Source organism: Kocuria sp. (genome assembly GCF_030536815.1).
GTDB lineage: Bacteria > Actinomycetota > Actinomycetes > Actinomycetales > Micrococcaceae > Kocuria > Kocuria gwangalliensis.
In genome coordinates, this window is sequence record NZ_JAUNPE010000081.1 from 1 (window position 1) to 1,830 (window position 1,830).

Consider the following 1,830-nt stretch of genomic DNA (forward strand, 5'->3'; position numbering starts at 1 on the left):
GCTCGCTACGGTGGTGTCATGAGAATTGCCACGTGGAACGTCAACTCCATCCGAGCCCGCGCCGATCGCATCGAAGCGTGGCTGGACCGTTCGGACGTGGATGTGTTGGCCATCCAGGAAACCAAGGCCAAGGACGAGAATTTCCCGTGGGAACTGTTCGAGTTCGCCGGGTACGAGGTAGCCCATTTCGGACTGAATCAGTGGAACGGTGTGGCCATTGCCTCTCGCGTGGGGCTCACGGACGTGGAGCGCACGTTCCCCGGCCAGCCCGAGTTCGGCAAGGGTCAGCAGGAGCCCATCCAGGAGGCCCGCGCCATCGCCGCAACCTGCGGTGGTGTGCGCGTGTGGTCACTGTACGTACCCAACGGCCGCGGCCTGGACGACCCGCACATGGCCTACAAACTCGAGTGGTTGCGCGTGCTCAAGGACCACGCCACGCAATGGGTTGCAGACGATCCGCAGGCGGAGATCGCATTGGTGGGTGATTGGAACGTGGCCCCGCAGGACGAGGACGTGTGGGACATCCAGTACTTCAAGGAGAACGGTTTCACCCACGTTTCGGACGGCGAGCGCGCGGCGTTCAACGCGTTCATTGACGACGCCGGCTTCGTGGATGTGGTCCGCCCCCGCCACCCCGGACCCGGCGTGTACACCTACTGGGATTACACGCAGCTGCGTTTCCCCAAGAAGGAAGGCATGCGCATCGATTTCCAGCTGTGCTCCCCGGCCCTTGCCTCGCGCGTTACGGACGCGTGGATCGACCGTGAGGAGCGCAAAGGCAAGGGCGCCTCGGATCACGCGCCCGTGGTCATCGAGATCGGCTGACCCATGGCACTGGTGAACGTGGGCAGGGCGTTCCGGGGGATCATTGGGCCTCCCATGCGTTTCGCCCTGCGGATCTACGTGCCGCAGGAGGAGCTCGACGCCGAGTACGCCCCCGCCATCCCTCGCGCCCTGGATCCTCTGACGGGCGGGGTCAACGAACTCACCGAACAGCTGACCCGCCTCACCGACACTTCCCATTCGCCGCTACCACCCGCGCGCGAACCCCTGTGGACCATCCCGTTCTCCACGGCTCCTCTCGCCGAAGAGCGCTTTGTGGGTGGCGTGGGTGACTTCCCGGTCTTCCACGCACCCCAGCGTTTGCGACGCTCCCTCCGCTTGTTCTCGGATGCCACCCTGAACGACGGCGCTCAGCTCCTCCCGCTTCTGGTTCCGGAAAAGCAGGTGCGCGACGCCGCCCGGAAGATTTCCGGGGAACTGTTCGAACCGCTGTACACCCGCGAATCCGCGTACGTGGTCCCCCTGGCCTGGTTCTCGGCGTTCACCATGGAGGATCGGGTGGTCACTGTGCACGCGGGCCATGAACTCCACCGGCTCATCACGCCGGCGGATACCGCCGCGCGGCGTGTCATTCACGGGGCGCAGATCGTCGAGGACGCCGCATTGGTTTCTGCCGGTCCGGATGCCGAGGCACTGTCCGAGGAAGCACAACAGGCCAAAGCGTTCGCCGATGATCTGACTCGTTTGGGTCGCTGGCTCGGCACATTCAGCCCCGCTTCACTCGTGAGCCTGGACTACGGCTCCTTGGCCGACCGGATTCAGCCCGACGAGAGTCCACGCGACATGGCCGACGCCCTGGAACTCTTGCGCGACAACGACCAAGGCGCCGCCACAGCGGCCCTGCGGCGGATCTTCCGGCGGTGGTCTCCGTTGGCGCACCTGCAGGCGGCGAATTAGGTAATGCTTTAGCTGGCCTGTCGGTCTCAGGTGAGGCAAAGACAGTGGCCGAATCTGGTGTGAGGAAGATGTCCAAATCCGGCACTTTTC

The 1,830-nt window shown here is 64.6% G+C and carries 2 protein-coding genes; both read left to right on the forward strand.

The window, feature by feature from the left end; translation table 11 throughout:
• The first annotated feature begins 18 nt into the window (after window positions 1-18).
• Complete coding sequence (locus Q4E95_RS08505; RefSeq protein ID WP_303382904.1) at window positions 19-825, forward strand: exodeoxyribonuclease III; 807 nt, start codon at window positions 19-21, stop codon at window positions 823-825.
• A gap of 3 nt (window positions 826-828) precedes the next feature.
• Entirely contained in the window at window positions 829-1,740 is a 912-nt protein-coding gene (locus Q4E95_RS08510) for a hypothetical protein (RefSeq protein ID WP_303382895.1), read from the forward strand.
• Window positions 1,741-1,830 lie beyond the last annotated feature (90 nt).

What these genes read in the sequence shown, in the direction of transcription:
- Q4E95_RS08505 (WP_303382904.1), top strand. Translation starts at nt 19, where the DNA reads ATGAGAATTGCCACGTGGAACGTCAACTCCATCCGAGCCCGCGCCGAT.
- Q4E95_RS08510 (WP_303382895.1), top strand. Translation starts at nt 829, where the DNA reads ATGGCACTGGTGAACGTGGGCAGGGCGTTCCGGGGGATCATTGGGCCT.